At 55.3% G+C, this 24,480-nt stretch carries 28 protein-coding genes and 1 other annotated feature; of the genes, 26 read left to right on the top strand and 2 right to left on the bottom strand.

The features are described from left to right. The first annotated feature begins 84 nt into the window (after positions 1–84). The 16 genes from GZ1_RS01700 to pheA all read left to right on the top strand — a co-directional run bounded on the left by GZ1_RS01700 (position 85) and on the right by pheA (position 12,482). Positions 85–660, top strand: a complete 576-nt coding sequence (locus tag GZ1_RS01700) for a Maf family protein (protein ID WP_060787743.1) — start codon at positions 85–87, stop codon at positions 658–660. A 135-nt stretch (positions 661–795) separates the two neighbouring features. After that, positions 796–1,476 (top strand): RadC family protein, encoded by a 681-nt coding sequence (radC, locus tag GZ1_RS01695; RefSeq protein WP_011232094.1) that lies wholly within the window; start codon positions 796–798, stop codon positions 1,474–1,476. A 157-nt stretch (positions 1,477–1,633) separates the two neighbouring features. Continuing rightward, positions 1,634–2,656 carry a rod shape-determining protein gene (locus tag GZ1_RS01690; protein ID WP_011232093.1) on the top strand — a complete coding sequence of 341 codons (1,023 nt, stop codon included), beginning with the start codon at positions 1,634–1,636 and terminating at the stop codon, positions 2,654–2,656. Positions 2,657–2,675: 19 nt separating this feature from the next. After that, positions 2,676–3,542, top strand: a complete 867-nt coding sequence (gene mreC, locus GZ1_RS01685; RefSeq protein ID WP_015375500.1) for a rod shape-determining protein MreC — start codon at positions 2,676–2,678, stop codon at positions 3,540–3,542. Further along, positions 3,539–4,057, top strand: coding sequence for a rod shape-determining protein MreD (gene mreD / locus GZ1_RS01680; protein ID WP_015375499.1), 519 nt, complete (start codon positions 3,539–3,541; stop codon positions 4,055–4,057). Before mreC ends, mreD begins: the two co-directional genes overlap by 4 nt. 49 nt (positions 4,058–4,106) lie before the next feature. Next, positions 4,107–4,790 carry a septum site-determining protein MinC gene (minC, locus tag GZ1_RS01675; protein WP_020278403.1) on the top strand — a complete coding sequence of 228 codons (684 nt, stop codon included), beginning with the start codon at positions 4,107–4,109 and terminating at the stop codon, positions 4,788–4,790. A gap of 2 nt (positions 4,791–4,792) precedes the next feature. Next, positions 4,793–5,599 carry a septum site-determining protein MinD gene (gene minD / locus GZ1_RS01670; protein WP_014196423.1) on the top strand — a complete coding sequence of 269 codons (807 nt, stop codon included), beginning with the start codon at positions 4,793–4,795 and terminating at the stop codon, positions 5,597–5,599. 259 nt (positions 5,600–5,858) lie between these two features. After that, positions 5,859–6,626, top strand: a complete 768-nt coding sequence (locus GZ1_RS01665) for a M23 family metallopeptidase (RefSeq protein ID WP_060787742.1) — start codon at positions 5,859–5,861, stop codon at positions 6,624–6,626. Beyond that, positions 6,619–7,479, top strand: coding sequence for a site-2 protease family protein (locus GZ1_RS01660; protein ID WP_060787741.1), 861 nt, complete (start codon positions 6,619–6,621; stop codon positions 7,477–7,479). The genes GZ1_RS01665 and GZ1_RS01660 overlap by 8 nt, the downstream gene beginning before the upstream one ends. A 374-nt stretch (positions 7,480–7,853) precedes the next feature. After that, positions 7,854–7,933: a sequence feature (ribosomal protein L21 leader region), on the top strand. Positions 7,934–7,947: 14 nt separating this feature from the next. After that, a complete protein-coding gene (rplU, locus tag GZ1_RS01655) occupies positions 7,948–8,256 on the top strand; it encodes a 50S ribosomal protein L21 (RefSeq protein WP_011232086.1) in 309 nt (102 codons plus the stop codon). A gap of 2 nt (positions 8,257–8,258) precedes the next feature. Continuing rightward, on the top strand, positions 8,259–8,588 hold the full coding sequence (locus GZ1_RS01650) for a ribosomal-processing cysteine protease Prp (RefSeq protein ID WP_011232085.1): 330 nt from the start codon (positions 8,259–8,261) through the stop codon (positions 8,586–8,588). A gap of 15 nt (positions 8,589–8,603) precedes the next feature. After that, complete coding sequence (gene rpmA / locus GZ1_RS01645) at positions 8,604–8,894, top strand: 50S ribosomal protein L27 (protein ID WP_011232084.1); 291 nt, start codon at positions 8,604–8,606, stop codon at positions 8,892–8,894. Positions 8,895–9,066: 172 nt separating this feature from the next. Continuing rightward, the gene (locus GZ1_RS01640; RefSeq protein ID WP_060787740.1) at positions 9,067–9,615 is read left to right on the top strand and encodes a sporulation initiation phosphotransferase B; all 549 of its coding nucleotides are present in this window, start codon (positions 9,067–9,069) and stop codon (positions 9,613–9,615) included. A gap of 238 nt (positions 9,616–9,853) precedes the next feature. After that, positions 9,854–11,152, top strand: a complete 1,299-nt coding sequence (obgE, locus tag GZ1_RS01635; RefSeq protein WP_011232082.1) for a GTPase ObgE — start codon at positions 9,854–9,856, stop codon at positions 11,150–11,152. 16 nt (positions 11,153–11,168) lie between these two features. Continuing rightward, on the top strand, positions 11,169–11,612 hold the full coding sequence (gene thrR / locus GZ1_RS01630) for a transcriptional regulator ThrR (RefSeq protein ID WP_011232081.1): 444 nt from the start codon (positions 11,169–11,171) through the stop codon (positions 11,610–11,612). Positions 11,613–11,633: 21 nt separating this feature from the next. Further along, positions 11,634–12,482, top strand: coding sequence for a prephenate dehydratase (pheA, locus tag GZ1_RS01625; protein ID WP_060787739.1), 849 nt, complete (start codon positions 11,634–11,636; stop codon positions 12,480–12,482). A 108-nt stretch (positions 12,483–12,590) separates the two neighbouring features. Here pheA and GZ1_RS01620 read toward each other — a convergent pair whose 3' ends face one another. Both GZ1_RS01620 and GZ1_RS01615 read right to left on the bottom strand, forming a co-directional pair. Further along, on the bottom strand, positions 12,591–13,130 hold the full coding sequence (locus tag GZ1_RS01620; RefSeq protein WP_013144620.1) for a transcription repressor NadR: 540 nt from the start codon (positions 13,128–13,130) through the stop codon (positions 12,591–12,593). A 15-nt stretch (positions 13,131–13,145) separates the two neighbouring features. Further along, positions 13,146–14,270, bottom strand: coding sequence for an IscS subfamily cysteine desulfurase (locus GZ1_RS01615; protein ID WP_013524233.1), 1,125 nt, complete (start codon positions 14,268–14,270; stop codon positions 13,146–13,148). A 69-nt stretch (positions 14,271–14,339) separates the two neighbouring features. Between GZ1_RS01615 and nadB the strand changes: the two genes are divergently transcribed. From nadB to ruvA, 10 genes are all read left to right on the top strand, one after another. After that, the gene (gene nadB / locus GZ1_RS01610) at positions 14,340–15,932 is read left to right on the top strand and encodes an L-aspartate oxidase (protein WP_174520660.1); all 1,593 of its coding nucleotides are present in this window, start codon (positions 14,340–14,342) and stop codon (positions 15,930–15,932) included. Between the two features lie 28 nt (positions 15,933–15,960). Further along, a complete protein-coding gene (gene nadC, locus GZ1_RS01605; RefSeq protein WP_060787737.1) occupies positions 15,961–16,791 on the top strand; it encodes a carboxylating nicotinate-nucleotide diphosphorylase in 831 nt (276 codons plus the stop codon). 14 nt (positions 16,792–16,805) lie between these two features. Next, complete coding sequence (gene nadA, locus GZ1_RS01600) at positions 16,806–17,909, top strand: quinolinate synthase NadA (protein ID WP_023633733.1); 1,104 nt, start codon at positions 16,806–16,808, stop codon at positions 17,907–17,909. A gap of 158 nt (positions 17,910–18,067) precedes the next feature. Further along, positions 18,068–19,639 (top strand): SafA/ExsA family spore coat assembly protein, encoded by a 1,572-nt coding sequence (gene safA / locus GZ1_RS01595; protein WP_023633732.1) that lies wholly within the window; start codon positions 18,068–18,070, stop codon positions 19,637–19,639. Next, entirely contained in the window at positions 19,623–20,567 is a 945-nt protein-coding gene (locus tag GZ1_RS01590) for a phosphotransferase (protein ID WP_060787736.1), read from the top strand. The genes safA and GZ1_RS01590 overlap by 17 nt, the downstream gene beginning before the upstream one ends. Before the next feature lie 34 nt (positions 20,568–20,601). Further along, the gene (nadE, locus tag GZ1_RS01585; RefSeq protein WP_013144627.1) at positions 20,602–21,342 is read left to right on the top strand and encodes an NAD(+) synthase; all 741 of its coding nucleotides are present in this window, start codon (positions 20,602–20,604) and stop codon (positions 21,340–21,342) included. Positions 21,343–21,457: 115 nt separating this feature from the next. Beyond that, positions 21,458–22,192 carry a YhcN/YlaJ family sporulation lipoprotein gene (locus GZ1_RS01580; protein WP_020756206.1) on the top strand — a complete coding sequence of 245 codons (735 nt, stop codon included), beginning with the start codon at positions 21,458–21,460 and terminating at the stop codon, positions 22,190–22,192. A gap of 138 nt (positions 22,193–22,330) precedes the next feature. Continuing rightward, entirely contained in the window at positions 22,331–23,071 is a 741-nt protein-coding gene (locus GZ1_RS01575; RefSeq protein WP_011232070.1) for a YebC/PmpR family DNA-binding transcriptional regulator, read from the top strand. A gap of 227 nt (positions 23,072–23,298) precedes the next feature. Further along, the gene (locus tag GZ1_RS01570; protein WP_011232069.1) at positions 23,299–23,775 is read left to right on the top strand and encodes an intercompartmental signaling factor BofC; all 477 of its coding nucleotides are present in this window, start codon (positions 23,299–23,301) and stop codon (positions 23,773–23,775) included. 103 nt (positions 23,776–23,878) lie between these two features. After that, complete coding sequence (ruvA, locus tag GZ1_RS01565; protein WP_011232068.1) at positions 23,879–24,463, top strand: Holliday junction branch migration protein RuvA; 585 nt, start codon at positions 23,879–23,881, stop codon at positions 24,461–24,463. The last annotated feature ends 17 nt before the right edge of the window (positions 24,464–24,480 follow it).

Below are 24,480 nucleotides of genomic sequence, written 5' to 3'. Positions count from 1 at the left end.
ATACAGAAAATTGCCTTTCACCGCAAAATTTGCTACGATACAAGTGAATCTTCCGAACCGAAACGAGCGAAAGGAGAATGAGCGATGCCTCCACGGTTCGTGCTTGCATCCCGCTCCCCTCGACGAAGGCAGATCCTCGAGCTGGCCGGCTGGCCGTTTGATGTGCAGGAAAGCCATGCCGATGAGACGATTCCCCCCGGAACGCCCCCTGATGAAGCGGTTCAACTTCTTGCCCGCCGGAAAGTGGAGGCGGTGATGTCCTCTTTTCTCGACGCGTATGTTCTTGGCGCTGATACGATCGTTGTGTGCGATGGCCGCTTGTTAGGGAAGCCGCGCACGGAAGAAGAAGCATTCGCCATGCTGCGTCAGTTGTCCGGGCGGACGCATGACGTATGGACCGGTGTCGCCATCGCACTCCCTCAAGGGTCCATCACCTCGTTTGCGGAAAAAACAGCGGTGACGTTTTGGGAGCTCGATGACGAGGAAATCGCCGCCTATATTGCGACTGGGGAGCCGATGGACAAGGCGGGGGCGTATGGCATCCAAGGCCGCGCTGCCCTGTTTGTCAAACGGATCGAAGGCGACTATTTGACGGTCGTCGGCCTGCCGCTGTCGCGGACGGTGAGGGAATTGCGCCGGCTCGGGTGGCCGCCGGCATAGATCAAAGCAAAAGCGGCCGCCGTCTGGCGCTTTTTGGCAAAAGAACGCCCCCGCAAACGGATTCTACTGTCGTACCGAGGGGCGGTTCAAGCCTCTCCATCTTTCGATGAAGCAAAACAAAAAAGGGGGAGTATGATGGCGTGGATGATCCGCGATGTTCCGAAAGACAGCCGGCCGCGTGAACGGCTGCTGTCATCAGGGCCGGAAAGTTTATCCGACCATGAACTGATCGCCATTTTGTTGCGCACGGGCACGAAGGAGGAGTCGGTCGTGCAGCTCGCCCAGCGTCTCCTTCGCCATTTTGAGGGGCTGAGACCGCTCAAAGACGCAACGGTCGAAGAAATGACAAACATCAAAGGGATCGGGCCGACGAAAGCCGTGCAAATTTTGGCGGCGCTCGAGCTCGGCCGACGCATCCACCAGTCCGGCTGCGCCGACCGCTATGTGATTCGTTGCCCGGAAGACGGAGCGAAATACGTCATGGAAGATATGCGCTTTTTATCGCAAGAACATTTTGTCGCCATTTATTTAAATACGAAAAATCAAGTCATCTACCGCAAAACGGTGTTCATCGGCAGTTTAAACGCCTCGATTGTCCATCCGCGCGAAGTGTTTAAAGAGGCGATCAAACGTTCCGCCGCCTCAGTCATTTGTGTGCATAACCACCCTTCTGGCGATCCGACTCCAAGCCGCGAAGACATCGATGTGACGAAACGGCTCGCGGAATGCGGCCGCATCATCGGCATCGAGCTCTTGGATCACCTCATCATCGGCGATCAAAAATTCATCAGTTTGAAAGAAAAAGGCTATGTCTAGCGGTTCTCATTTTTTGTCGAATCAGTTATAATATCAACTATGGGTTTTTCCGAATCCGTTCGGGCGGTGTTGTACAATTTATAAATGACTTGACATCTGATCCATGTTGTCAATAGAAAATCATATGCATTTCGTTTCGGAAAGGAAGATCGATCATATGTTTGGAATTGGGACGAAAGATCTCGGGATTGATTTAGGAACAGCGAATACGCTCGTTTATGTGAAGGGAAAAGGGATCGTTTTGCGCGAGCCGTCGGTTGTCGCCATTCAGCGCGACACGAAGCAAATCGTCGCCGTCGGCAATGAAGCGAAAAACATGATCGGGCGCACGCCGGGCAACATCGTGGCGCTTCGTCCGATGAAAGACGGCGTCATCGCCGATTATGAAACGACGGCGACGATGATGAAATATTTCATTCGCAAGGCCGTCAAAACGAAAGGGTTGTTTGCCAGCAAGCCGTATGTGATGGTATGCGTGCCGTACGGCATCACAGCCGTGGAGGAGCGCGCGGTCATCGATGCGACTCGCCAGGCTGGAGCACGCGATGCCTATACGATTGAAGAACCATTTGCGGCCGCGATCGGCGCCAATTTGCCGGTGTGGGAGCCGACCGGGAGCATGGTCGTCGACATCGGCGGCGGTACGACTGAAGTGGCCGTGATTTCGCTCGGCGGCATCGTGACGAGCCAGTCGATTCGCATCGCCGGCGATGAAATGGATGAGGCGATCATTCAATACATCCGAAAAACGTACAATTTGATGATCGGAGAACGGACGGCGGAGGCGATTAAAGTCGAGATCGGCTCAGCCGGAAATCCGGAAGGAATCGGAAACATGGAAATTCGCGGCCGCGACTTGCTCACTGGGCTGCCAAAAACGATCGAAATCAGCGCCGAAGAAGTGGCTGAGGCGCTGCACGATACGGTCTATGCGATCGTCGAGTCGGTGAAAAACACGCTCGAAAAAACACCGCCGGAGCTAGCGGCTGACATTATGGACCGCGGCATCGTGCTGACAGGCGGCGGCGCTTTGTTGCGCAATTTGGACAAGGTCATCAGCAAAGAGACGGACATGCCGGTCATCGTCGCGGAAAATCCGCTTGATTGCGTGGCCATTGGCACCGGGAAAGCGCTCGACCACATCGACTTGTTTAAAAACAAGGCGAGAGACCATCGCTGACGGTAAGAAGGTGTGACGCATGCCACAGCTTTTTGGGAATAAGCGTCTCATTTTTTTGCTCGTCAGCATCGTCATCCTTGTCATGTTGATCGGCTTTTCCCTGCGCAGCCGCGAAGAATTGACGTGGCCGGAGCAGTTTGTAAAAGATACGGTCGGTTTTGTTCAGCTTCTGTTTGGGAAGCCCGCCCAGCAAGTCGCGGGCTTCTTTGAAAATGTGAGCGATCTTCGCCGTACATATAAGGAAAACGAACTGCTGAAGGCAAGACTTGAGGAATATGCGGCGCTTGAGACCGAGGTCGAGGCGCTGCGGCAAGAAAACGAACGGCTGCGCGCGTTGCTCGATAAAAAAGAGAGCTTGCGTGATTTTGTTTCGATTCAGGCGACGGTGATCGGGCGGAACCCGGATCGTTGGCGGGAAACGATCATCATCAACAAAGGCGAGCAACACGGCGTGAAAAAAGATATGGCCGTCATCACCCCAGCGGGGCTTGTCGGCAAGGTGCAGCACGCTTCCCAATTTACGTCCACTGTGCAGCTGTTAAGCGCGCTTGACCAAAACAACCGCATTTCCGCTTATATCCAAGGAAAGGAAAACGTGTTTGGGTTGATCGAAGGCTACGATGAGAAGCGGCGCGAGTTGCTGCTCGGAGAAATTCCGATTGACGCCAAAGTGGAAAAAAGGCAAAAAGTGTTGACTTCCGGCCTTGGCGGCGTGTTTCCGAAAGGACTGCCGATCGGTGAGGTGACCGAGATCAAGCCGGACCAATACGGATTGACGAAAGTCGTCTATGTCAAGCCGTTTGCCAACTTGTATGATATTGACGACGTCATGATTGTGAAACGAACCATCGATGCAGCACTGCAGGAAAAGGAGGAGGCAAAGTGAACAAGTGGCGTCTCCCTTTCCTTGCGGTGTTATGTTTTGTGAGTGAGAGCCTGTTTGTTGATGTATGGCCAAAAGGCGACTTGTATGTCCACTATTTTTTTGTTCCCCGGTTTTTTCTTGTTTTTCTCGTGTTCACAGCGATGCATTTCGGCGGGACGCGGGCGATGGGGTACGGGTTCATCTTCGGTTTTCTGTATGACTGCGTCTACACAGAGCTGCTCGGTGTTTATGCGTTTGCCTATACGCTTATCGCCTACTTGGCGGGCAAAGCGATGAAATGGTTCCACCAAAACTGGTTCGTTGCATCGCTCTTGTCGCTGCTTTCCATTGTGTTGCTTGACAGTTATGTCTACGGCATCCAGCTGTTGATCGGGCGGACCGATTGGTCGTTTTCTGTTTTTTGGGACCGCCGTCTATGGCCGACGCTGCTTCTGAACGTCGCGTTTTTGCTCGTCTTTTCGTACCCGCTCGAACGGCGATTGGCCAAAATTCGCCGGTTTGAGCAGGAAGAATAAAAGAGGAAAAACGGCCCGTTTTGTAGAATTATTCGTTGGGGTGAACGTTGTGGCGAAACAAAAGCAGCAGTATGTGACGATTAAAGGGACGAAAGATGGGCTGACGCTGCATCTCGACGACCGCTGCTCGTATGACGATTTATTGAAAGAAATCGAGGAGCGGCTTGTCAAACAAGCTGGCGTCGCGCCAGACAGCCCCCTTGTCTCTGTTCATCTGAAAATTGGGAACCGCTATTTGACGCCTGCCCAAGAGGAAGAGGTGCGTGCGCTCATCCGCCGTTCAAAAAATTTGGTCGTCGATTCGATCGAAAGCAATGTCATGTCGAAAGCAGAAGCGATAGAATGGATGAGAAAAACGGAAATTGTGCCCGTTTCGCGCATTGTCCGTTCGGGACAAGTGCTTCATGTCGAAGGGGATTTGCTGCTGATCGGCGACGTGAACCCTGGCGGAACGGTCATTGCCGGAGGCAACATTTTCATTCTCGGCGCCTTGCGCGGCATCGCCCATGCCGGGTATGCCGGCAATAAACAGGCGATCATCGCTGCATCGGTCATGAAACCGATGCAGCTGCGCATCGGCGACATCATGAGCCGAGCGCCCGATTCGAAAACGGATGAAGGAAATGAAATGGAATGCGCCTATATTGATGAGCATAACCAAATTGTTGTCGACCGCCTTCAGCTGCTTATGCATTTGCGGCCGAATTTGACGCGCTTAGAAAGGAGAATGTGACCGTGGGAGAAGCGATCGTCATCACTTCCGGAAAAGGCGGCGTCGGCAAAACGACGACGACCGCGAACCTTGGGACGGCCCTCGCCATTCTAGGGAAGCGGGTGTGCCTTGTCGACACCGACATCGGGCTGCGCAACCTCGATGTCGTGCTTGGGCTTGAGAACCGAATTATTTATGATTTGGTCGATGTCGTGGAAGGGCGTTGCACAGTGCAAAAAGCGCTTGTGAAAGACAAGCGGTTCGATAACCATTTGTATTTGTTGCCGGCCGCGCAAACGAGCGATAAGTCGGCGGTCAACCCCGCGCAAATGAAACAGCTCATTGAGGAGCTGAAACAGGAATACGATTATGTGCTCATCGACTGTCCGGCTGGAATCGAACAAGGCTATCGCAACGCTGTCGCCGGCGCGGACGAAGCGATCGTCGTCACGACGCCGGAAGTGTCGGCGGTCCGCGACGCCGACCGCATCATCGGCTTGCTTGAAGCGGAGGAGCACGTCAAACCGCCGCGCCTCATCATCAACCGCATTCGCAGCCATATGGTGAAAAACGGCGATATGTTGGATGTCGACGAAATCATCTCGCATTTATCGATCGAGTTGCTCGGCATTATCGCCGACGATGAAAACGTGATCAAAGCGTCGAACCGCGGCGAGCCGATTGTGCTGGACCCAAACAGCAAAGCGTCGATCGCCTTCCGCAACATCGCCCGCCGCATCCTCGGCGAGTCGGTGCCGCTGCCGCCGCTAGAGGAAGAGGAGAAGGGGCTGTTTTCAAAGATTCGGAAAATATTTAGTTTGAAATCATGAAGTTGGCGCAAGAAGGCCGTTGAATGGGCCTTCTTTTTTTATTCATATTGTTGTGCCGTTTGGAATTCCTGATCTGTAACAACGGAAGCAGATGGTATCGATCGGTTGCGGCGCTCAGCCGAAACGTTGGTGTGAAACCGTTTGAGGGATTTGTTCGCGGACGTGTTCGGCGAGGCGCGGCGAAAAACGCTCGTTCATATTCCATGAGGTTGTCTCATAAATTAGTACAAACGTTGTTGGAAAGGTGGAGGGGGGACGTATGGATCGACGCGTCCGTGAGATGAAAAAACGCATTGAAAAACGAAGAAGGGAACGTCAATATAAGGGGCAGGTTCCAAAAGAATCTAGATGGAGCGCCGCTGATGAGGAGCGGTACGGGCTGCCGGTCGTCACGTACGACCGCTATTCGTTTGAATCAGAGCCGCATCCGCTGTTTCGCAAAGAGTGGTTTCTTTTTCAAACCCTCATCGCCGCTTGTCTCGTGCTCGTGACGGCCATTGTGTTCCGGCATCCTTCCGCTTCGCTCGAGCCGGCGCGGCAGTTTATTGCCCGGACGATGGAAACGGAGTTTCAGTTTGCGGCTGTCTCAGCGTGGTATGAGAAAGCGTTCGGTGAGCCGCTCGCTTTTTTTGCACCGCAAAAAGAAACGAAGACGAAACCGGCGCCTTCCTACGCTGTGCCCGCTTCCGGCCGGGTGTTGGAGAGCTTTGACCAAAACGGGCAAGGAGTGATGATCGAAACCGAGAATGGAGCCAAAGTGGAAGCGATGAAAGAAGGAATTGTCACCTTTGCCGGTACGAAAGACCGTCTTGGCAAAACGGTCATCATCCAACATGCGGACGGCACGGAGACGTGGTACGGACATTTGGGGGCCATTTCAGTGAAATTGTATGACTTTGTTGAAATGGGGCAGGAAGTTGGCACGGCCGAGGCGAGCGAGGCAAATAAACAGAAAGGGCTGTTTTATTTTGCGATTAAACAAGGAGATGAATTTATCGATCCGATTCAGGTGATCTCCTTTGAATAAGTATATGGCGCTGCTCGGGAAGCTGCACGTCCACCCGCTGTTATGGCTGATCGGCGGCATCGCGGTGCTTACCGCCCATTTCAAGCAGCTTTGCCTGTTGTTTTTCATCGTCCTCGTTCATGAGCTCGGCCATGCGGTGGCGGCCGCGTTTTTCGCATGGCGGGTGAAGCGGATTTTGCTGCTGCCGTTCGGCGGAGTGGCGGAAGTCGAAGAGCACGGCAACCGGCCGTTTGGCGAGGAGTGGATCGTGACGCTCGCCGGGCCGGCCCAGCATCTGTGGCTCACAGCGGCGGCGTTTTTTTTGTGGAAGGCCGGCATGATGGATGGCGGGAGCTGGGAGCTCTTTTTTCGCTACAATGCGGCCATTTTCGCTTTGAACTTGCTGCCGATCTGGCCGCTGGATGGAGGCAAGCTATTGTTTTTGCTGCTGTCCTACCGCCGCCCGTTCAGCGAAGCGCACCGGAACACGGTCGCCATATCGGCCGCCGTGCTTGCTGTCGGCGTCGTTCTTTTGTTTGTGTTGGCGCCGCGCCAGCTTGATTTATGGGCGATCGCCGCCTTTTTGGCGCATGCTCTTTGGCAGGAGCAAAAGCAGCATCCGTATGTCGTTATGCGCTTTTTGCTTGAGCGGTATTATGGAAACAAAGGCGGCTATACAAAGCTGCGGACGATTACGGCGCCGGCGGACGAACGCATCTCGGCCGTGCTGCAGCGATTTTACCGCGGACAAAAGCATGCGATCATCGTCGTTCGCGACGGGAGCGAACGGGCGACGCTCGATGAAAACGAGCTGCTGCATGCGTTTTTTGCCGAAAAGCAAGCCGATGCGCCGCTTGGCGCTCTCATCTATTGATCGCGGCTATAGATAGATGCAACAAAAACGTTTCACATATCCTTGATGGAAAAGTTGCTTATCTATGTTTTTGACTGTCGGAGGCAAGCCTGTGGTTTGGGAGGCCGAACGACCGCTCGCTTCACAGACCCATACATGGGTCTGACAGCGGCGTTGTTCGGTCGCTCGACAGTCGATCCAATGCTCGGCAAAAGCTGCAAATGTGAAAGCTTCAAATGGCATCTATATAGTCGTTTGCACCGTTTCATCATCGCCCGCCGGGGGACGAAGATGACGGTTGACGGACGGCCGTTTCTATGTTACGATAGATGACGTTGTAGACTTTTTGTCCTGCCAACAAGGGCAAAAGAGGGCGGCTGTCGCAAAAAGACGCACCCGCACTACAACCGCTCAGCGCGGGCGATGAAGCGCTCCGTCTTGGGCCGCCTTGGCGCTGGCGAGTCTGAGTCCATGAAGGAGGTGCGATGCATGTACGCAATTATCGAAACTGGCGGCAAACAATTGAAAGTCGAAGAAGGCCAAGAAATTTACATCGAAAAATTGGATGCGAATGAAGGCGATACGGTCACGTTTGACAAAGTGCTGTTCGTCGGCGGGGAAACGGTGAAAATCGGCAACCCGACGGTCGAAGGCGCAACCGTGACGGCGAGAGTGCAAAAACACGGCCGACAAAAGAAAATTATCGTCTTCAAATATAAAGCGAAAAAGAACTATCGCCGCAAACAAGGCCACCGTCAGCCGTACACGAAAGTCGTCATCGAAAAAATCAACGCGTAACGATGATCCGCGTCACGATTGAACGGGAAGCGGACGGCCGCATCCGCGCGTTTACGATGGAAGGGCACGCCCATTTTGCGAAACGCGGGCAGGACATTGTATGCGCCGGCGCTTCGGCGGTCTCGTTCGGCACGATCAACGCCATCGAGACACTTATTGGCGTAAGCCCGCATGTTTCGCTCGGCAAAGACGGCGGCTACCTCCGCTGCGAGCTTCCGGAGCTGGAAGAAGCGGCGGCAGAGAAAGTGCAGTTGTTGTTGGAAGCGATGGTCGTTTCGCTAAAGACGATCGAACGCGATTACGGAACATTTATCCGCGTGACATCCATCTAGCGGGAGGTGACTGCCATGCTGAGACTTGACCTGCAATTTTTTGCTTCGAAAAAAGGGGTCGGTTCGACGAAAAACGGCCGCGACTCGATCGCGAAACGTCTTGGCGCAAAACGGGCTGACGGTCAATTCGTCACCAGCGGTTCGATTTTGTACCGTCAACGCGGAACGAAAGTCCATCCGGGCTTGAACGTCGGCCGCGGCGGCGACGATACGCTGTATGCGAAAATCGACGGCATCGTCCGCTTCGAGCGGCTCGGCCGCGACCGCAAACGCGTCAGCGTCTACCCGGTCAGCCAAGAAGCGTAATCGATGTGAAAAAACTCTAACCGTTCGGTTAGAGTTTTTTCTTTTTGGCGTAGAAAAATCGTTCCCGTTCAATGTCAAAAAATGTTATAGTAAAAGTACATATGCCTCCCCCATGGAGGCGGAAGTCCAAGCGAGGCAGGGAGCCTACGCTTAGTGGATAGGGGAGCGTCGGATGGAGAAGCGATGGACTGTCGTTGAGGTGATGCGCCATGCCCGCCATGACTGGCTGAACAAAATTCAGCTCATCAAAGGGCATTTGGCGCTTAATAAAATCGAACGGGTGCAGGAAATCATTGAAGACATGATCGGCGAGATGCATCAGGAAACACGGTTGACGAATTTGAAGGCCGAGCGGTTCGCCGAGCTTATCATGACCTATAACTGGGAGCCGCGCCCGCTTTTTCTTGAGTATGAAATCATGGACGGCAAAGCGGATTGGTCGCAGTACGATGAACAGCTGGCTGAATGGTGCCGCCAATTTTTTCGCCTGCTCGAAGCGCAATCCGATGAGCGGACAGAAAACCATTTATGTTTGTCCATTGAGCTGTCCGACCGACGGGCGGCGCTGTTTTTGGATTACCGCGGCACGTTTCGAGATGGCGAAACCATTCGCGCTTGGCTTGAGCGCTGCGAACCATCACCGCCGCTTCGGCTCGCGTCGTTTGCCGTTGGCGAGGGCGAATTGACGGTGGAGCTTGAGCTTTTGGCGGCGGAATCTTGACCATTGGTTGGACGAAGGAAAATGGAAGGCAAAGCTTATTTTGCCCTAAGAGGTGCGAACGGATCGATCCAATCGGACCGAAAAGCGGCGGCTGGGCTTGAGCCGTCCCGCCAGCCCGCAGACGGCCGATGCTTGCGTACATATTGACATCATGGAATCGACTCTGTATACAATAATAAGTATTAGTCATACTCATTTCGCCATGATACCATGATGGAAGCGAATCGGAGGAACAGCCATGTTTGTTGATCAGGTGAAAATTTATGTGAAAGGCGGGGACGGCGGCAACGGCATGGTCGCGTTCCGCCGGGAAAAATACGTCCCAAAAGGCGGGCCGGCCGGCGGAGACGGCGGCAAAGGCGGCGATGTCGTCTTTGTCGTTGATGAAGGGCTGCGGACGTTGATGGATTTCCGCTACCAGCGCCATTTTAAAGCGCCGCGCGGCGAAAACGGCATGTCGAAAAACCAGCATGGCAAAAATGCGGAAGACTTGATTGTCAAAGTGCCGCCAGGCACCGTTGTCATCGATGCGGATACGAACGAAGTGCTCGCCGATTTGACCGAGGCGGGGCAGCGGTTTGTCGTCGCCAAAGGCGGGCGCGGCGGGCGCGGCAACACCCGATTTGCGACGGCGTCCAACCCAGCGCCGGAAATTGCGGAAAACGGCGAACCGGGCGAAGAGCGCAACATCATTTTAGAGCTGAAGCTTCTCGCTGACGTCGGGCTGGTCGGGTTTCCAAGCGTCGGCAAATCGACGCTGCTGTCGGTTGTCTCCGCAGCCCGTCCGAAAATCGCCGAGTACCATTTTACGACGCTCGTTCCGAACTTGGGCGTTGTCGAAACGGAAGACGGGCGCAGTTTTGTGATGGCCGACTTGCCGGGATTGATTGAAGGGGCCCATCAAGGGGTCGGGCTCGGGCATCAGTTTTTGCGCCATATTGAACGGACGCGTGTCATCGTCCATGTCATCGACATGGCGGCGGTCGAAGGGCGCGATCCGTACAACGATTATCTCGTCATCAACGAAGAGCTGAAACAGTACAATTTGCGCTTGACCGAGCGGCCGCAAATTGTTGCCGCCAATAAAATGGACATGCCGAACGCCGAAGAAAATTTGCGCCGCTTCAAAGAGAAAGTCGGCGATGCGGTGCCGGTCTTTCCGATTTCTGCAGCGACAAGACAAGGAGTGCGCGAGCTGTTGTTTGCCATCGCCGACCTGTTGGAAACGACGCCGGAATTCCCGCTTCATGAACGGGAAGATCCGGCCGTGCAGCGCGTCGTGTACAAATATGAAAAAGAGGAGCCGCCGTTTACGATCACCCGCGCCAGCGACGGAGCATTCATTTTGGCGGGCGACAAAATTGAAAAGTTGTTTAAGATGACGGATTTCTCGCGCGAAGAATCGGTGCGCCGCTTCGCCCGCCAGCTTAAGGCGATGGGGGTGGATGATGCGCTGCGCGAGCGCGGCGCGAAAGACGGAGACACGATCCGGTTGCTTGATTACGAGTTCGAGTTTGTCGACGACTGGGATGAATAGAGCGGGGGAAGGTGCGGTGGAGAAAAAATTTTATTTGGTGCGCGAAGACGTCCTGCCGGAAGCGATGAAGAAAGTCGTGCTCGCTAAACAGCTGCTTGAGCGGAAAAAAGCCGCCTCGGTCGCCGAGGCGGCGCAGCTCGCCAACATCAGCCGCGGTGTGTTTTACAAATACCGCGATGCCATTTTTCCGTTCCAAGCGGTGACGAAAGAAAACATCGTCACGCTCTTTTTCCATTTAGAAGACCGCTCCGGAACGTTGTCACAGCTGCTTGGCGTTGTGGCGGCGGCCGGCTGCAACGTGCTGACCATCCATCAAACGATTCCGCTTCAAGGGAGGGCGAACGTGACGCTGTCGGTCAGCACAAACGATATGAACGAGGAGATTGATGAGCTCCTCGCTAAGCTCAAACAGCTCGAATTTGTCGAAAAAGTGGAAATTGTCGGTTCGGGAGTGTATTAAAGCAAGGGAGAGGCAAACGAGATGAAAATCGGTTATTTAGGACCGAAGGCGACGTTCACCGAAGCGGCGGCTGCTCTTCTTTTTCCGTCGCAGCCGCGGGAGCCGTATGACACGATTCCCGATTGCATTGACGCCGCGGCGGCCGGAGAGATTGAAGCGGCCGTGGTGCCGCTCGAGAACGCCTTGGAAGGATCGGTCAATTTGACACTCGACTATTTAATTCACGAACAGCCGTTGCCGATCATCGGCGAAATCGTTGTGCCCATCGAGCAACATTTGATGGTGCACCCCTATTTCACCCCGCATTGGCGCGAAGTGAAAGAAGTGTATTCCCACTCGCACGCCATTGCCCAATGCCGGAAGTTTTTGCATACGGTGCTGAAAGGGGCGAAGCAAGTGCCGATGACGTCAACGAGCGCCGCCGCGAAATTTGTGAGCGAGCATCCGCACTTGCCGGCGGCGGCGATCGCCAACCGGCTGGCGGCGGAACAATACGGGCTGGTGATCGTGCAGGAAAACGTCCACGATTACGATTACAACCATACGCGCTTTATTGTCGTCAGCCGGCGCAAAGAGCCGCTTTCGCCTGCTTCGCCTCTTTATGCCGGCGACAAGACGACCGTGGTCGTCATGCTGCCGCAAGACCGTCCGGGCGCACTCCATCAAGTGTTATCAGCGTTTGCCTGGCGGCGGCTCAACTTGACGAAAATCGAATCGCGCCCAGCGAAAACGGGCCTTGGAAATTATTTCTTTATTATTGACATCGACGCGCCGATGGATGACGTCCTCATCCCGGGGGCGATCGCGGAAATTGAGGCGCTCGGCTGCACTGTGCAGCTGTTGGGCAGCTATCCATATTATTTTGCTTGACACAGACAAAAACACGCGGGCGGTCTGCTGCCGTCCGCCTGTTCCTTTTTAGACGGCCCGCCGCGCAGTATTCCGCAGGGAATGAACCGATGTTCGGCCAGGTCCAGTTTACGCTTCGATGAGAAAGCCGGCTTGTTTCAAGGCGCGGCAGGCGGCGTCAAGCTTCACTGGTGAATCGGCTTCCAGCGTATGCAAATGGGTTCCGTCCGTCAGCTGCAACAAATACGACGATTTTGTCGCCTCGATTTTGGCGATGAATTGGTCGACTTCCAGGCGGTTGCTCACCATGATCGAGGCGGTTAAATCGCCGTAAACCGGATGCTCGATTTTGACGTCCTTGACTGTCACGCCGCAATCCACGAGCAAATACAACTCTTCTTTCGTCTGTTCTGGCGTATGGAAGCAGGCGACCGTCCTCGTGTACGTTTTGGCCGGTTCAGCCGGCTTTAAATACAAATAGCCTTGGCTTGTGGCGATGATTGGTTCGTTGCGCGCCTTTAACAGTGAAATGTCTTGGACGATCACTTGGCGGCTGACGTTCGTTTTCGCTGCCAGCTCAGCCCCCGTGAGCGGCGCTTCGCTTTCTTTCAACCATTGCAAAATGAGCTGGCGCCGCCTTTCCCCTAAAATTTTCTTTTCCTCTTTCACCTGCCATTCCTCCTTTCATGCCGATGTAAGTCGCTCCAATGTGGAAACGAACTGGTCGATCTCCGCTTCGGTCGTGGCCGCGCCCAATGAGACGCGGATGAATTGCTTCGCTTCTTCAGGCGTTTTCCCGACGGCGAGCATCGTCCGCGACGGCGCTTGCAGCCCGACTTGGCAGGCGCTGCCGGTGGAAATGGCGATGCCGGCGCGGTTGCATTCAAGCATCACAAGCTGCCCTTCGTACCCAGCGACGGACAAACCGATAATATGGGCAAGACGGAAATCGGGATGGCCTTCCACCGCCACCGGCAGCTGTTTGGCGGCGATGGCGTGAAGCAACCGATTCCGCAGTCGTTCCAAACGCGACTGTTCGTCCGCCATTCGTCGATGGAGCTGCTGCGCGGCCGTAATGAAGGCGGCAATACCCGGTACGTTGACCGTTCCCGGCCGAAAGCCTGATTCGTGCGTCGCTCCCGGGAATACCGGCTTCCAATGCCGGCGCGGGTTGATGTACACAGCGCCGACCCCTTTGGGACCGTACACTTTATGGGCGGAAACGGATAGGCTGTCTAGTCCTATCTCTTGAACATCTAGCTGTATTTTAGCAAAAGTTTGCACGCAGTCGCTATGAAAAAGGACGCCGTGCGCCCGCAGGAGGCGGCCGATGTCGGCAAGCGGCTGAATCGTGCCGATTTCCGAGTTGGCGTGCTGGATGGAAGCAAGGATCGTCTTCGGCGTGATCGCCCGCTCCAAATCGGCAAGTCGAATGCGCCCGAATCGGTCGACGGGCAAATACGTGACCGTATATCCTTCTGTTTCCAGCTGTTTGAACAGGTGATGGAGCGAGGCATGCTCGATTTCGGTCGTGATCAGGTGGTTTCCCTTATGCCGGTAGGCGGCAGCTAGCGAACGGATCGCGAGCACGTTCGCTTCCGTTCCGCCGCTTGTGAAATAGATCCCTTCCGCTTCTCCGTTAATCATGGCGGCGAGTTCGCGCCGGCATAAGGCAAGCAGTTGTTTCGCTTTCGTTCCGATGTCATGCAAGCTGCTTTCGTTGCCAAAGTAAACGGACGCCGCTTCAGCGTAAGCGGCGATCGCCTCTTGGCACATTGGCGTCGTTGCCGCGTAATCCAAATAAATCATATTCCCCCGCCTTTGCATCATTTTTTTCGCCAAACCTCTTGCCATTAGTTTAAATATGTGTAAATATAGATGTCAAGACAGGTGAAAAGAAAGGGGCGTCCGAGAGTGAAGGAAGGTGGCGTGATTATCGTCGGAAGCGGGCTGGCGGCGTTAACGGTCGCGTATCATTTATCTGAGCTCGACCATGTGATGATATTCACAAAAAAACGTTGCACCGACAGCAATTCATGGCGGGCGCAAGGAGGGGTGGCCGCGGCGCTGGCAGAGAGCGACGATTGGCGCGCTCATTTCCGCGATACGATGGTCGCCGGCTGCTTTCATAACGATGAACGAATGGTCGAACGGCTTGTCCGCGAAGGGCCGAGGCGGCTGCAAGAATGGATCAACGCCGGCATGGCGTTTGATCGGGACGAACGCGGCCGGTTTTGTTTCGGCCTTGAAGGCGGGCATAGCCACCGCCGGATTTTGCACGCCGGCGGCGATCAAACGGGCAAAGCACTCGTTTCGTTTTTGCTTGAGCGGCTCGAGGGACGCGTATGGATGGAAGAAGGCGAGCAGGTGATTGATTTGCTTGTGGAAGAGGGGCGTTGCGTCGGGGTGAAAACGAAGCGGGAAGACGGTTCGGTGTCCATTTGGCCGGCGTCGGCCGTCGTGTTGGCGACCGGTGGATGCGCCGGATTGTATACGTTCACTTCCAATGCGCCGACGGCGACTGGCGACGGCATTGCCATGGCGTACCGCGCCGGTGCGGCGGTGGCGGATATGGAGTTTATCCAATTTCATCCGACGATGCTCGTTGCCGGCGGAAAAGCGGTCGGGCTCGTCTCGGAAGCGGTGCGCGGCGAAGGGGCGGTGCTTGAGGCGGAAGACGGAAGACCGCTGATGGACGGCGTCCATCCGCTTCGCGATCTCGCTCCGCGCGACATCGTCGCCCGAGCGATCGCGGCGGAACTCGATCGCGGCGGCCGCGTCTATTTGAATATTTCCCGCGTGTCCCACTTCCGCCGCCGCTTTCCGACGATCGCCGCGCTATGTGAGGCCTATGGAGTCGACTTTGAAGCCGGCCGCCTTCCTGTCGCGCCGGGCGCCCATTTTTTAATGGGCGGCGTTGTCGTCAACGAGTGGGGGCAGACGACGGTTCCGGGCTTGTACGCCGTCGGGGAAGCGGCGTGCACCGGTGTGCACGGCGCCAACCGGCTCGCGAGCAACTCGTTGCTTGAAGCGATCGTCTTTGGATTCCGTGCGGCCTGCGCCATCCGCCGTCAGGCGGCGTGGCCGGAAACGGTGCACCGAGCGGATTCATCCAGCCCGCGTCGTTTGATTGTACCACGGCTGCCAGAGCGGGCGTTGCTCCGCGAACAGCTGTCAACGTTTGTCGGCATCGTCCGCAACGGCGATCGGCTTCGCAAAGCGGTCGACTGGTTGGAACAGTTTTCGTTGCCGGATTGGCTGGATGGCGACCTTGAACGATTGTCGGCAGAGGAGATTGAAACAGGATACATGTTGCTAGTGGGCTGGCTTGTCGCTTCATCAGCGCTTGGGCGCACGGAAAGCCGCGGCGGCCATTACCGGAGCGATTTTCCGCGTGAATGCCCAAAGTGGCGGGGGCGGCGCCTCGTGCGGACGAAAGAAGAGTGGGCCCGCCTTGGGGCTGGGAGGTAAAGCGGCAAAGAAAACGGAGGGATGAAAGATGAACCGGTTGAAGCTCGAACAACTGTTGCGACAGTTTTTTCTTGAAGATATTGGCGACGGCGATGTGACGAGCGAGACGATTTTTCCGGCTCATGAACGGGCATCAGGCATGTTTATGGCCAAAGCGGACGGGGTGGTGGCCGGCGTCGGCATGATTGCGGCGGGCTATCAGCTGCTGGATCCGCGCGTCGAAGTAACCATCATGAAACAGGACGGCGAACGGGTCCAAGCCGGCGAAACGATCGCCGTCGCATCCGGACCGGTCGGGCCGCTGTTGTCCGGTGAGCGCGTCATTTTAAACTTGCTGCAGCGGTTAAGCGGCATTGCCACCGTGACGCGACAGGCCGTTGACTTGCTTGGCAATAGCTCCACACGCATTTGCGACACGCGGAAAACGACGCCGGGGCTGCGCATGCTTGAAAAATATGCCGTCACATGCGGCGGCGGCTACAATCACCGCTTTGGCTTGTACGACGGTGTCATGATTAAAGACAACCATATCGCCTTTTGCGGATCGATCGCCCGCGCCGTCAAAACGGTGCGGGAGCGGCTTGGGCATATGGTGAAAATCGAAGTAGAGACCGAAACGGAAGACGAAGTGCTCGAGGCGGTCGAGGCCGGGGTGGATGTCATTATGTTTGACAACCGGACGCCGGATGAGGTGCGGGCGTTCGTCCGGCTTGTGCCAAAGCCGATCATCACGGAAGCGTCGGGGGGAATTACGCTCGCCAATGTGGCGGCGTACGGCGCGACCGGAGTCGACTACATTTCGCTCGGATGTTTAACCCATTCCGCCCCGGCGCTCGATATGAGTTTCAATTTGCGATAATGGAGGGGAGAACCGTGAACGTCCTTGAACAGTTGAAACGGCTGGATGAGATGCCCAAACGGTATAAAACGATGGAACGAAGCGAGCTCGAAGCACGCGCCCGCGCGGTGAAAGAACGGTTCGGCCGGCGCCTTTTCATCCCGGGTCATCACTACCAAAAGGATGAGGTCATTCAGTTCGCCGATGCGACCGGCGATTCGCTTCAGCTTGCCCAGCTCGCGGCAAAGAACAGCGAAGCCGAATATATTGTGTTTTGCGGCGTCCATTTTATGGCGGAAACCGCCGATATTTTAACGAGCGACGACCAAACGGTCATTTTGCCGGACTTGCGCGCCGGCTGTTCAATGGCCGATATGGCCGATATTTTTCAAGTCGAGCGGGCATGGGCGGCGCTTATTGAGCGGTTTGGCGAGACGATCGTGCCGCTTGTGTACGTCAATTCAACCGCGGCGATTAAAGCGTTTGTCGGCCGCCATGGCGGAGCGACCGTCACCTCGTCGAACGCGAAAAAGATGATGGCTTGGGCGTTTTCACGGAATGAACGGATTTTCTTTTTGCCGGATCAGCATTTAGGGAGAAATACGGCCTATGCGCTCGGCATCCGTCTTGACGAGATGGCGGTGTGGGATCCGCATGAGGAGACGCTCCAAGGGGCGGACGATCTCGACAAGGTGAAAGTCATTCTTTGGAAAGGACATTGCTCCGTGCATGAAAACTTCACCGTGCGACAAATCGAGCATATTCGACGGATGAAGCCGGGAATCCATGTCATCGTCCATCCGGAATGCAGCTGGGAGGTCGTCCAGCAAGCAGACTACGCCGGTTCGACAAAATACATTATTGAAACGATCCGCAATGCTCCACCCGGCACCCAGTGGGCGATTGGAACGGAAATGAATTTGGTGAACCGGCTGAAGCATGAACATCCAGACAAAGAAATTGTTTCTCTCAATCCATATATGTGCCCGTGTTTAACGATGAATCGAATTGATTTGCCGCATTTCGTCTGGGCGCTCGAATCGCTTGAGCAAGGAGCGATCGTCAATCGCATCACCGTTCCGAAAGACATCGCCGCAGAGGCAAAAGAGGCGCTCGACCGCATGCTTTCGCTTGTCTAGCTTTTTCCCTGGCTTGACGAGGAGGGATCCTCGTTCGGTCAGGGATTTTTTTATCATAAATCAACGATCATCGTCATACATTGTGTTGAAAGACGATAACGGGAAACAAGCATCGGTTCGATCGAGCGTAAACAGTCTCGGTTTAGGAGGGGAATGGAGTGAAAATCCATATTGTCCAAAAGGGCGACACCCTTTGGAAAATCGCCCAAAAATATGGAGTGGATTTTGAACAATTGAAAAAAATAAATGGGCATTTGAGCGACCCGAATATGATTATGCCTGGAATGAAAATCAAAGTGCCGACAGCAGGGGTGCCGGTCAAAAAAGAGACGAAGGCGCTTGTGTCACCCAAAAAAATGCACGTAAAAGAGCACCCGTACGCGGAGGCGAAACCGTTCGTCTCATTCCACATTGATACCGAGCTTGACACTGCTGTCGCCCCTGCTCCGGAAGGCGAGGCAGCGGTAAACGAACCGGCGGGTGAGGCGCCGAAAGCAGTGGTAAAGAAAACGCCCAAAGCAGTCGTAAAGGAAACACCGAAAGCGCCGGAGAAGAAGGCGGAGAATGTGCCAGTGAATGAAGCGCCAAACGTGCCGGTGAACGAAATGCCAAATGTATCAGTGAATGAAACGCCAAATGTGCCCATCAATGAAGCGCCAAAGGCCGTCGAGAAGGAAGCGCCAAAAGCGGCACCAAAAGCAGTGGTGAATGAAGCGCCGAACGTACCGGTGAACGAAACGCCGAATGCGCCCATCAATGAAGCGCCAAAGGCACCGGCGGGTGAGGCGCCGAAAGCGGCGATGAACGAAACGCCAAAGGCTGTCGAGAAAAAAGCGCCAAAAGCAACGGCACAAGAAGCACCAAAAACGCCGAAAGCGGAGGCAAAAGAAGGGGCAAAAGCGAAAGGCGCCTCTGTGCCGCCGCTTGTGCATACGATTCCGCCGGTGGCCCCGCCTCCTCAACTTTCGTTCGCTCAATCGCTGGCCAACGTGCCGCCGATTCCGCCGAAGCCGAGCAATATTTTGCCCAACATGATGAAAGAGGAGGACAATGAAAGCCCAGCTGAATGGAAAGGGGAACCGGCGGCTGAGAGCGAAGACGCGCCGCCGCTGCCGAACATTCCATACGTTCCTGTCGCCCCGCCGACGATCCCAATATTTGGCACTGACCAAGGATGTACGCCAGTGCCGCCAGTTTGGCCGGGGAGCGGTTTTTACGCGCCGCCGCTGCCGATCATGCCGACGTCCTATCCGCCATCGTCTGCGCCGTCGGCCGTTGGGAAAAGCGGTGAAAGTCCGGAAAACGGTTCGGCGCCGTTTCCCGGCATTCACGAAAGCAGCAGTGAATCATTAGAGCCGCCGTTTTCTGGGCCTGGGGTTGCCGCCCCGTTTGTCCCGTCCGCAGGGGGCGTTCTCCCGCCGCCCGGCGCTGCAACGCCAGTTTATGCGCCGCCTGCGGCGCACCCCTCGCCTGTCGGCTATCCACCTTTTGGGTATGCACCGGCCTATGCGCCGCCCCCGTACTATTATGGAGGGTACGCCCTGCCGGCTCCATACGGATATGCGCCGCAGTCAGCGCCGCCGCTTCCGTGGCCAGGCGTCGTTTATCCGACAAGTCCAGCGGGATACTCGCCGCCATCCTACCCGCCATCATCCGCCCCGCCGGTCGCCGGCCCCCGTTTGTTTAGCGAACCGCCGGATGAGGAGAGCGGGCATGGCGAGGAACAATAACCAAGTGAAAAGAGACGCCGCCGGCCGTCTCTTTTTTCTTCTTGACCGCCAATATCGGCTTGTTATTCAACAAGTTGTGGCATTGAAACCGCATGTCTTAGCCATTGCCGCCCGGCAAGGAATGTTTGTCGCCAAAGCGTATCGCTTTCCTGTTGCGGCCGCGCGGCACGCCTGGCTTCTTGCCGCATTAAGGAAGACCGGTTTTTCCGCCGCGCCGGCCCCTATGCCGATCGGGCGCGGAGGAGTGGTTGAAGCCGGCGGATGCTATTGGCTGCTGACGGAATATGTGGCCGGAGCGCGTCCAATCTCGTTTGCCGCTTGGGCTGACGCCGCTGACGGACTTCATTTGCTCGAACGTTACCATACCATAACGGCAAACATCGCCAGCAGCAAGCAGGAGGCGATGGGGCTGCCGCGTGCGCAGCTGTATGACAAATGGCGGCGCCGCTATGAGGAGTTTTGCCGACATTTGCCTGTTGTTGAAACGATCATGGACAAAGAAGACATTTTATTTACGCTGAGCTGGGCGGATTACTGTCTATCAACGTGTCGCGAGCATGCTCCAGAGTTGACGGCGGATTCTGCTGCCATCATTCATGGTGATGTCGCCTCCCATAATTTTTTGCGCACCACAACCGGCCAGATGTACCTCATCGACTATGACGCGGCCGCTCTTGCCTCGCCCGGGCTTGACTATTGCCAATACGCCAATCGCCTCTTGCCGTATATCGGTTGGTCATATTCAACACTCGCCCGTTTCGCTCCGCTTCGCCGTTGGTTGGAAAAACGCTGGTTTTTGCATGCGCTCTTATTTCCGGCTGATGTGTTTCGCGAATGGCGGTCAGCCGCCGCGCGCCGCCGCCCCCTTGTGTTTGACCGCAAGCGGAGAGAACGGTTTGTCCGCCGCCTTTATGCTATGCTACAATGAAGAATGGAATCTTTGGAAAAGGAGTCGAGGACGGATGCAAGAAAAAATTGACAAACTCGTGCAATGGTTGCGTGACCAAGTCTCATCAGCCGGTTTAAACGGGGCGGTCGTCGGCATCAGCGGCGGCATCGACTCGGCGGTTGTCGCCCATTTGATTAAGCGTGCCTTTCCGGACGATTCGCTGGGGCTGATCATGCCTTGCAAAAGCAATCCGAAAGATATGGAAGATGCGCTGAAAGTGGTGAAAAGCTGCGGCATCCGGCATTTGGTCATCGATTTGACCGAGGCGCACCGGACGTTGTTTGGCGCGGTCGAGGCCGAGCTGAAAGCCATCGGGGAATGGAGCGAAGAGCGCGCGCGCCTCGGCGATGCGAATACAAGGGCGCGTTTGCGCATGACGACGTTGTATGCGGTCGCCAACAATTACGGCTATCTCGTCGTCGGTACGGACAACGCCGCCGAATGGCATACGGGCTACTTTACGAAATACGGTGACGGTGGAGTCGATTTAGTGCCGCTCATTCACTTTACAAAAGGCGAAGTGCGCGAAATGGGCCGTCTGCTCGGCGTCCCGGAAGAAATTATCAAGAAAGCTCCAAGCGCCGGACTGTGGGAAGGGCAGACGGATGAAAGCGAAATGGGCACGACGTATGAAATGATCGATAAATATTTAAAAGGGGAAGATATTCCAGAACGCGATCGAAACATTATTGAACGGCTTCATGAACGTTCGCATCATAAACGGCAGTTGGCGATTGCGCCGCCGAAGTTTTAGCTGTCACCTCGTTGGGTTGAACTGACAGCGATAAACCCCCCGCGTTTGCCGCAAGCTAAACGTAAGGCTGGCTTCATGCCAGCCTTGGGCGAAGGAAACCAAGGGGGGTTTTCCATTGAGATACGCGGTCAGATGGATCGGCGCGTTGTCGGTCGCCGGATTGCTCGCCTCATGCACCAACTACCGGGCGAATGAGGAAGGGGCGCAGCGTTATCATGATGCGGCGAGACCGATCGGTTTTTACTCGACGGAGCGAGGCGACGATTTCCGCTATGGCCGATACGGGACGAATGCGCTCAATTATGACAACCGTTATATATGGGCGCGCCGCGGTCCGGTCACCGATTATTTGACGGACGGCGGCCGCCTCGGAGGACCAGCAGCGACCCGGTTTGACACGGACGTTCCGGCTCTTCCGCCCGACGTCGATTTCGGTGACAGTGATTACAACTACCATGGGCATTTGCACTCGCTAAACGTCGATCCGCACCCGTCGTACTACCGAAGCTATGCCGGCGGTTTGGCTGAGAAGCTCTCCCGCCGCGCCGCAGCGGTGAACGGAGTCGACGATGCCCGCGCGGTTGTGTATGGCGATCAGGCGCTCATCGCGATTGCCACAGACGCCCGCCATCCCAAGCGGCTTGAGAAGCAAATCGAGCAAGCGGTCGCTCCGTACGCGGACGGCAAGCGGGTGCGCGTCACCTCGAATCCGAGCATGTACCACCGCATTCGCACGATTGACAACGCGCTTCGACGCGGGACTCCAATCAATATGGAAGAAATCCGCCGTGATTTGCGCACCATTTTTATCGATGGCACGATTCAAGAACGGCCGGAAAACACTCGGTGACAAACGAAAAAGGCGTCCCAAAAAAGCGGGGCGCCTTTTTTCATGGCTGCTCCTTCGCTGGAGCTTGGCTGACAATTTCCGCGTTTTTTGCTATAGTAATAGTCGGAACATTCCGTTGCGATGAGAGGAGAACTGTCGATGGCTGGACATTCGAAGTGGAAAAATATCCAACGGCGGAAAAATGCTCAAGATGCCAAACGCGGCAAACTGTTCATGAAACTGGCGAAGGAAATTTATGTGGCCGCCAAAAGCGGCGGAGGCGATCCAGCGTCCAATCCGAGCCTGCGCCTTGTCATTGAGAAGGCGAAAGCGGCCAACATGCCGAGCGAAAACATTGAACGGGCGATTAAAAAAGCAACTGGAACCCAAGAACATACCAACTATGAGGAAATTCGCTACGAAGGATATGGACCAGGCGGCGTTGCCGTCATGGTCGTTTGCCTGACGGATAATAAAAACCGCACCGCCGCCAACGTGCGTGCGGCGTTTGCGAAAAACGGCGGCAATTTAGGGGAAACGGGCTGCGTCTCCTATTTGTTCGAGCGCAAAGGGCTGCTCGTGATTGACCGCGAACAGCACAACGTTGATGAGGATGAATTGCTGCTGTTGGCCATTGAAGCGGGCGCCGAGGAGATGGAAACAACGGACGAATCGTTCGAAATTTATACAGCGCCCGAATCGTTTGAAACGGTGAAAGACGAGCTGGAACAGCAAGGATTCACGTTTGCCAGCGCGGAAATTACGATGATTCCGCAAACGTATACGACGCTTGAGGGCGACGATTTGAAAAAAATGCTGAAGTTGATCGATACGCTTGAAGATGATGATGACGTCCAAGAAGTGTACCATAATTTGGACGAATCGGTGCTTGAGGAGTAGCGGCGTCCGTCGGCGAAGCCGGCGGATTTTTTTGTACATACGTTCGAAGGTCGTGGAACATAATGGAATATGATGATCGAGCGCCGTTGGCTCGAATCCCCGCCCCACTTTTTGGATCGGCGGCAGCTTGCTTGGCAAAAAAGCTGATGGATCAAGGAATAAAATGGCGTCCGCTGGTGAAACTAGTGGCGTAAAGGAACCATCATCCGAGAAGAGAGGAACAAACGATGCGAATTCTTTCCCTCATACTGTGGATCGCCGCCATCGTGTTGCCGGTTCATTCGGCCTCCGCCGCACCGGTTAAGATGACGATTGTGCTCGAGCGGCAATACTTGGACGGAGAGATGAGCGAAGAGAAAGTCACCGAAACCGTCGATTCGATGACAGAAATATGGAAAAAATATCGCGGTTGGCAACTCGTGACGCTCGATGATCAGACGATCGTGTTTCGCAAAACAATCAACGACATTTCGCCGTTGTTAAAAACAAACGGCTACTTCGGAATTACGGACGATGGCACGTTGTCTATCTTCAACGGCAAACCGGGCCGGTCGAGCGAAATCATCCAGTCGTTTTTCCAAATCGACGTGCAAAAGCTCGAAAGCCGTCAGCAAGAAAAGCTGAAGAAAGGAATTCGCGTCCTCTCGAAAGAGCGGTATGAACAAGTGATCGAAATGTACCGCCATTTTGCGGTCGTCCAATAAACCAAGCGAAAGCCCGTGGTGCAAAGCGCATCGCGGGATTTCTTTTTGCTATAATGAAATCATATGATACAATGAAAGGACGAAAAAAGGAGAGGAGCATCCATTGATCGAGTTTATCCGTGGGTATGTCGATTACGTCTGCCCGGAATATATCGTCATCGACCATAACGGCATCGGCTACGAGATCTTTACGCCGAACCCGTTTGCGTTTCAGGAAAGCCGCGAGGCGGCGGTGACCGTCTATACATACGAATATGTACGCGAAGGTGTGCACGCCTTGTACGGGTTCCCAACGCGCGAGGAGCGCAACTTGTTCGCCAAGCTGCTGCAAGTGTCGGGCATCGGGCCGAAAGGCGGCCTCGCCATTTTGGCGGCCGGGCGTCCGGATGAACTGGCGCGGGCCATCGAGGAAGAAAACGAGGCGTTTTTATGCAAGTTTCCAGGCGTGGGCAAAAAGACGGCCCGGCAAATGATTTTGGATTTAAAAGGGAAGCTCGGGGCGCTTGCGGCGCCGGCGGCTGCACGTTCGGCCGCCCCGCTTTCCGGTGCGCTCGCCGAGGCGGTGGCGGCGCTCAAGGCGCTCGGCTACGCTGAACGGGAGATCGAGAAAATCATTCCGGCGCTCCGCGAAGAAGCGATGTCGACGGAACAGTATGTGAAGCGGGCGCTGGCGCTGCTTTTGGGATAAACAGCGGCCAAAGGGAG

The sequence above is a fragment of the Geobacillus zalihae NBRC 101842 genome (genome assembly GCF_001544135.1).
Lineage (GTDB): Bacteria > Bacillota > Bacilli > Bacillales > Anoxybacillaceae > Geobacillus > Geobacillus zalihae.
Note: the sequence above shows the minus strand (reverse complement) of the source record. Positions and strands in the feature narration are given on the sequence as shown.